General features: G+C 62.1%; 7 protein-coding genes. 6 read left to right on the forward strand and 1 reads right to left on the reverse strand.

The window, feature by feature from the left end; all coding sequences use genetic code 11:
• Positions 1–67: 67 nt before the first annotated feature.
• The 5 genes from EJ071_RS38210 to EJ071_RS38230 are packed head-to-tail and all read left to right on the forward strand — an operon-like array spanning position 68 to position 4,609.
• The gene (locus EJ071_RS38210) at positions 68–997 is read left to right on the forward strand and encodes a TauD/TfdA family dioxygenase (protein ID WP_126102418.1); all 930 of its coding nucleotides are present in this window, start codon (positions 68–70) and stop codon (positions 995–997) included.
• 28 nt (positions 998–1,025) lie between these two features.
• Positions 1,026–2,117, forward strand: coding sequence for an ABC transporter substrate-binding protein (locus EJ071_RS38215; RefSeq protein WP_126102419.1), 1,092 nt, complete (start codon positions 1,026–1,028; stop codon positions 2,115–2,117).
• A 1-nt stretch (position 2,118) separates the two neighbouring features.
• The gene (locus EJ071_RS38220; protein ID WP_126102420.1) at positions 2,119–2,961 is read left to right on the forward strand and encodes an ABC transporter permease; all 843 of its coding nucleotides are present in this window, start codon (positions 2,119–2,121) and stop codon (positions 2,959–2,961) included.
• Entirely contained in the window at positions 2,958–3,782 is an 825-nt protein-coding gene (locus EJ071_RS38225; protein WP_126102421.1) for an ABC transporter permease, read from the forward strand. Before EJ071_RS38220 ends, EJ071_RS38225 begins: the two co-directional genes overlap by 4 nt.
• The gene (locus EJ071_RS38230; protein ID WP_126102422.1) at positions 3,779–4,609 is read left to right on the forward strand and encodes an ABC transporter ATP-binding protein; all 831 of its coding nucleotides are present in this window, start codon (positions 3,779–3,781) and stop codon (positions 4,607–4,609) included. The genes EJ071_RS38225 and EJ071_RS38230 overlap by 4 nt, the downstream gene beginning before the upstream one ends.
• Before the next feature lie 113 nt (positions 4,610–4,722).
• Here EJ071_RS38230 and EJ071_RS38235 read toward each other — a convergent pair whose 3' ends face one another.
• On the reverse strand, positions 4,723–5,655 hold the full coding sequence (locus EJ071_RS38235; protein ID WP_126102423.1) for a LysR family transcriptional regulator: 933 nt from the start codon (positions 5,653–5,655) through the stop codon (positions 4,723–4,725).
• Positions 5,656–5,772: 117 nt separating this feature from the next.
• Between EJ071_RS38235 and EJ071_RS38240 the strand changes: the two genes are divergently transcribed.
• A complete protein-coding gene (locus tag EJ071_RS38240; protein WP_126102424.1) occupies positions 5,773–6,819 on the forward strand; it encodes a class 1 fructose-bisphosphatase in 1,047 nt (348 codons plus the stop codon).
• The last annotated feature ends 39 nt before the right edge of the window (positions 6,820–6,858 follow it).

Genomic DNA, 6,858 nt, shown 5'->3' on the forward strand with positions numbered 1-6,858 from the left:
AAGTCCCGATCAACCAACCGGCAAAGGGCCGAGCCACGCCGGCGGCCCAACCAAGGAGCAGTCCCTCATGACCACATCAACCCAACCTCGCCCTACCTTATCCGCGCTTACGATCAAACCGGTCGCTGCGCGGATTGGCGCCGAGATCGCCGACATCAAGCTCTCGGGCGACCTTTCCGTCGAGGCGATAGCAGCCATCAATGCAGCCCTGCTGCAGCACAAGGTGATCTTCTTTCGCGACCAGGATCAGCTCACCGATACCGAGCAGGAGCGTTTTTCCAAGCGCCTCGGCAATCTTGTTCCACATCCAACCGAGCATGTACGCAATGGCACGACCTCGATCCTTGAACTTGACTCGTCGCGCGGTGGCCGCGCCGATGCCTGGCACACAGACGTTACCTTCGTCGATGCCTATCCCAAAATCTCGATCCTGCGCGGTGTGACTATTCCCGAGGTCGGCGGTGATACGGTTTGGTCCAACACAGTGGCCGCCTACGACAGCCTGCCACCGGCACTCAAGGCGACCGCCGAACAGCTGTGGGCAACCCACAGCAATGCCTATGACTATGCCGCACAGCGCCCGCATGCGAGCGAGGCCGATCGCCGCCACTATGAAGAGGTCTTTGCTTCCACCGTCTACGAGACCGACCATCCCGTGGTGCGCGTCCATCCGGAAACCGGCGAGCGCTCACTCATACTCGGCTCCTTCGTGCAGCGTTTCGTCGGCTATTCGAAGAGCGATTCCGAGCAGCTCTACGCCCTCCTCCAGTCTCATGTCCTGCGCATCGAAAACACGGTGCGCTGGCGCTGGCGAGCGAACGACGTCGCCATTTGGGACAACCGTGCCACCCAGCATTACGCCGTCAATGACTATGGCGACAGGGCCCGTGTCGTACGCCGCACCACTCTCGACGGCGACGTACCGGTGAGCGTCGATGGCCGCCACAGCGTCACCCGTAAGAAGCTAGTTCGCGACGCCTTCACCCGCGCCGCCTGACCCTCCCCTCCAGCCAGGATCCTCACTCATGAAAATCGCGCATATCGCAGCCCTGATCGGCGGCCTTCTCGCCACCGGTCCCGCGTCGGCCGAGACCCTCATCCGCATCGGTTATCCCGGAACTGGCATCGACGACCGGCCCTATGCCTATGGCGACTATATCGCGGTGGCCAATGTGCAGAAGCTTGTCGAGGCCGAGTTCAAGGACGTGCCCGACACAAAGATCACATGGACGTTCTTCCGCGGCGCCGGCCCGGCTCTCAACGAGTCGCTCGCCGCCGGCCAACTTGATTTCGCTGCCGGCCTCGGCGATCTGCCTTCGATCGTCGGCCGCTCGCGCGGCCTGCAGACGAAATATCTGGCGTCGGCCGGAAGCCATGATGCGCTTTATCTCGCCGTACCCCCGGATTCGCAGCTCAAGACGGTGGAGGACCTGAAGGGCCATAAGGTGGCGCAGTTCCGCGGCACCAATTTGCAGATCGCCACCGACCGCGTTCTCGAAAAGCACGGCCTCGCCGAAAAAGATATCCGCTTCGTCAGTCTCGACTCGAATTCCGCCACGGCCGCGCTCATCTCGGGCAATGTCGAGGCTTCCTTCGGCGGCTCGGAATATCTGGACCTCGCCAAACGCGGCGCGGTCAAGATCATCTACTCGACCAAGAACGACGACCCGACCCTCGGGCGCAACGCGGGACTCCTCGTCACCGCGGAGTTCGAGAAGGCCCACCCAGAGTTCACCGCCAAGGTCGTGCGCGCCTTTGTCAAGGGCGCGCGCTTCGGCTCGGATGAGGCTAATCGCCAGGCAGTCTTCGAGCTCTGGTCGAAAGCTGGCCTGCCGGTCGAAAGCTTCGAGGCCGATTTCAAAGACGAGCGCCTGGCCCACCGCCTGTCGCCTGTCGTCGATGACTTCATTATCGCGCGCTACAAAGATCAGGCCGCGCGCGCCAAAGCCTACGGCCTGATCAAGAAGGACGTCGACATCGACAGCTGGTTCGAGACCAAGTACCTCAAGCAGGCCCTGGTAGACCTGAAGCTCGAGAACTACTGGTCCACCTTCGACGCGAAAGGCCAGAAAGCGACCGAGGGCGAAGTCGAACACACCAAAGCGGCGAGCAACTAAGATGAGCGGCGGCCAAGCCGCGGCCCAGACCGGCCATGGGGACAGCACCGCCGGTGCTGCCCCCACTCGCCGGCGCATTCTCCCGGCCGCCGGCATCCTGGTTCTCGGCCTCGTGGTGCCGCTAGGGCTTCTGACGGTTTGGACCGTCGCCGCTCTCCTGGGCCAATTGCCGGAGCAGATCCTGCCGCCGCCCTGGGTCGTGCTCGACACTTTGTTGGATGGCATCCAGGACGGCTCGCTGCTTTCCAGCACGGTCACCAGCCTTGAGCGCGTTGCGGAGGGATTTGCTGCGGGTGCGCTGGCGGGCCTGGTGTTCGGCACCGCGGTTGGCGTGTCAAAGACCCTTCGCGACTTCGTCGATCCGCTGTTCCTGGCCCTCAGCCAGGTCCCGACCCTCGGCTGGATGCCGATCATCATCCTGATAGTCGGGATCGACGAAGGCCTGAAGATCATCGTCATCGGCTGGTCAGCCTTCATTCCAGTCGTACTGAACACCTGCCAAGGCGTGCGCGACGTTCCGGAAGCCTATGTGGAGCTTGGCCGCGTCCTTTCGTTCAGCCGCTGGTCGAAACTTACGATGATCGTGCTGCCTTCCGCCGTGCCGTCAATCTTCACCGGGCTGCGCGAAGGCCTTGCAAACGGCTGGCAGACCCTGGTTGCGGTAGAGCTCATCGCATCGTTCGAAGGACTCGGATACCTGATGGCCTATGGCCGTCAGCTCTTTCAATTGGAACTCGTTCTTTCGGCCATGATCGCCGTCGGCCTCATAGGATTGGTGATCCATGGCCTGCTCACGCTTGCCGAAAACCATCTGCAACGCTGGCGTCCGGAGACCCCACGATGAGCCTGATCACGATTATGGGTCTGGAGCGGCTGTCGCAGGGCGTTCCTATCGCCCCGCCGCCCTTCCGCTTTATCGGCCGACATCTGCGACCGCTTGTCTTACCGATTACGCTGCTCGCGATTTGGGAGTTGCTCGCGCACGCCGGCCTTGCTGACTCGCGTTTTGTGCCGCCGCTCGAAGCGGTGGTGGCCCGTGGCATTGCAGAGTTTGGCGACGGCGGCCTTGGCTTCAATCTACTGGCGAGCCTGGAGCGCGACCTGATTGGTTTTGCCTGTGGCAGTGTGGCCGGGATCACGCTTGGTTTGGCGATCGGGTTTTCCCGCATCATTGAACGCCTGCTCGGGCCGGTGCTGCTGGTACACCGTCAGATCGCCCTGTTCGCTTGGGTTCCCCTCATCTCGATGTGGTTCGGCGGCGGCGAGGCCGGCAAGGTCGTCTTCATCGCGCTCGCGGCGTTTCAGCCGGCCCTGATCAACACCTGGCAGGGAGTGTCCGGCATTCCGCGGAGCTATCGCGAGCTTGCCGACGTCCTGACCTTCGGCTGGTTCGACTTTGCCTGGATCATCGCCATCCCGGGTGCGCTGCCGCAAATCTTCACGGGCCTGCATTCGGCGCTGATTTACGCCTGGACCGCTACGGTGGGCGCCGAGCTTCTGCTCAACATCGCACCCGGTCTCGGGGGGCGCATGAACGAGGCCCAGCACCTGTTCCACATGGATCTACTGCTGCTGTGCATTCTGCTGCTCGGTGGCGTCGGCGTGGTCTTCAATGTCGTCGCCGGCGCCCTGGAGCATCGCCTTCTGCGCTGGAGAATCCCATGAGCGACCCTGTCGCCACGTCCGAGCGGGAACGTCGCCAAAGCCACGCTTTGGAGATTGCTGACGTCAGCAAGAGGTTCAGGGTCGCCGGCCGGCAGGTCCAGGCCCTGTCGCATGTCCATCTTGCAGTCGGCGAGGGCGAGTTCGTCAGCATCGTGGGATCGTCGGGGTGCGGCAAATCCACTTTGCTGCGGCTGGTCCTCGGCCTCGACACTGATTATGACGGCGAGATCCGGGTCGACGGGCAGAGGGTGGAACGGCCGGGTCTCGATCGCTCGATCGTTTTTCAGGAGCACAGGCTTTTGCCCTGGCTCAATGTCGAGGCCAATGTGGCTGCGGCGCTGCGCCAAAGCGGGTTGGCTGCGGCTGAGCGGGGCCAACTCGTTCGCGACCATCTGCATCTCGTCGGCCTCGAGCAATTTGCCAAAGCCTATCCTGCCCAATTGTCCGGCGGCATGGCGCAGCGTGTGGCGATCGCCCGGGCGCTTGTCACCAAGCCGCGCTTTCTGCTGCTCGACGAGCCCTTCGGGGCCCTCGACGCTCTGACCCGGCTGCGCCTGCAGGACGAACTTCAAAGAATCGTCCGGAACGAGGGCACGACCGCCGTGCTCGTCACGCACGACGTCGATGAAGCAGTCTACCTTGGAGATCGGATCGTCGTCATGCATCCCCATCCCGGGCGGATCGCCACGATCCTACCCGTCACCGACGCAGTCTCCCGCGACCGCTCCGATCCGAATTTCATTGGCCTTCGCGACGAGGTGTTGTCCCGCCTCGGCGTGTCGCGAACCGGAGACGATGCAGCCGCCGAAGTTCGCCGCAGCGTCTGACAGCCGGCACCTCTCAAAGCGGCTCTCAGAGTCGCAGTCCTAGCCAGCAACGGAAAAGACGAAGTCGACCAGCAGGAGCTCCTCGCCTCGAAGATGCGATTTTGCGGAGAGCCTCAGCCAGCCGCGTAGAGCCGCGAGAGCACCGGAAGGAAGGTCGGCCCCCTTTTTGTCAGGAAATCGCGAAACGCCTCAAGTGCCGGTGTGGCAGCGCGGTCCTGCCGAACCACTGAGAACCATTGCCGACGGATAGGAAGGCCAATCACGTCAAGCGCTGCTAGCCTATCACTGGCGACCTCATATGCGACAGTGTGAGCCGATATGAAGGCAACGCCCAAGCCAGCCATCACCGCCTGCTTGATGGTTTCGTTGGAGTCCATTTCTGTACCGGGTTCATCGAGCCGGCCCGGGACCTCACGCATGAAATGCTCAAAAGAGACCCGTGTCCCGGAACCTGGTTCGCGGACGATGAAATGCTCCTGGGCAACGCGCGCCTTGGTTATGTCGCGCTGCCTCGCCAGCGGGTGATCGGGCGCAGCCACGATCAACAGCGGATGATCGCCAAACACGCGCCCGTCGACCTGAAGATCCGGCGGCGGGCGCCCCATCAGCGCGACATCTAGCGCATGATCCTTCAGCTTGGCGATCGTCTGCTCGCGGTTGCCGACAATCAGCTTGATGTCTATGTCGGGATGCAGCTTCTTGAAGCCGGCGATGATCTGCGGCGCGAAGTACTTGGCGGTTGAAACCGCGCCGACCACAAGGCGACCACGCCTCAGCCCCTTGATGGCGTCGATCTCCTCCCGTAGCAGGCGCAATCGTTCCTCAATTGCCAGTGCCGCTTCGACCACGGCAATCCCTGCGTCAGTCGGACGCATACCGTCCGTTGTCCTTTCGAAGAGCTGCGCTCCGCATTCCTGCTCCAACTGGCGTAACTGCAGTGTCAGGGCCGGGCCAGTCAGGCCCAACCGATTGGCTGCATTCACTATTTTGCCCTCGGCACGGATTGCGCAGACGGTGCGAAGCTGGCGAAGGGTGATATGTTTCATACCTCGAGCTAAGCAAAATTTACTGCAGTCGTAAACAGATTAAAGTTTACTAACCCGCCACGACGCGCCTCCATGACCCCTATTCCGCTGGGACCACCGCCGGGATGGGAGGGGAAGATGAGTGCACCGTCGCTCGAGGCTTTTCTGGCATCACATGGAAGGGCCGGTTACAGGTCCGACGTGCTTTCGATCCTGGCGGCACTCGCCTCCGCCGCGCTCAAGGTCAACAACAGTATTCGATCAGGGAAGCTCGGGGCTACCCCTAGCGGCTCGCGCGAAATAAGAAACGCCGACGGAGACATTCAGAAGGATCTCGATATCCACGCAGACGAGACTTTCCTGGACTCCTTGCACAATGTTCCCGTGCTGTACGTGCTTTCTGAAGAGCGCTCCGCGCCGGTCATGCTCGACCCGAATGGCCGCATCGCACTGGCAATTGACCCGCTCGATGGGTCTTCCAACATTGAGGCGAACGTGTCGATCGGCACGATCTTCTCGCTACTGCCGGCAAGTGCTGCGGCAGCCACCGCACCTAGCGAGGGGTTGTTTCTGCAGCCTGGAAGCGCCCAGCTTGCCGCGGGGTTCTTCGTCTACGGACCACAGCTCCTTCTGGTTCTCACTCTTGGAAAAGGAACGCACATATTCCTGTTCTCGCCTCGGCTCGGCACCTTTGTGCAGACGCACGAAAGCATCCGGCTCGCCGAGCGGACAAACGAATTTGCGATAAACACGTCCAACTACCGTCATTGGGACGAAGCGGTCCGGCTCTATGTCGACGACTGCTTGAAGGGCGAGGATGGCCCACGCGGCCGTAATTTCAATATGCGGTGGATTGCATCGCTGGTGGCGGAGGCCTACCGGGTCCTAATCCGTGGCGGTGTGTTCCTATACCCAGGAGACGCGCGGGCGGGCTATGGCAATGGCCGTCTCCGACTGGTCTATGAGGCGAACCCGATCGCTATGCTGATCGAGCAGGCTGGCGGCTGCGCCACAGATACGGTCAACCGCATCCTGGATATCACCCCGTCAGCCCTTCATCAGCGCGTGCCGCTGGTCTTTGGCTCGGCCAGGGAAGTCGAGCGCGTCGGCCGCTATCACACCGAACCCAGCGCCATTGCCGAACGCTCGCCGCTGTTCGGCAACCGCGGCCTGTTCAGGGCTTAACGGGAGCAAAGAAGATGTCGGCCAAGCATCCCGTCATTT

It is taken from the genome of Mesorhizobium sp. M1B.F.Ca.ET.045.04.1.1, from assembly GCF_003952465.1.
Classification (GTDB): domain Bacteria; phylum Pseudomonadota; class Alphaproteobacteria; order Rhizobiales; family Rhizobiaceae; genus Mesorhizobium; species Mesorhizobium shonense.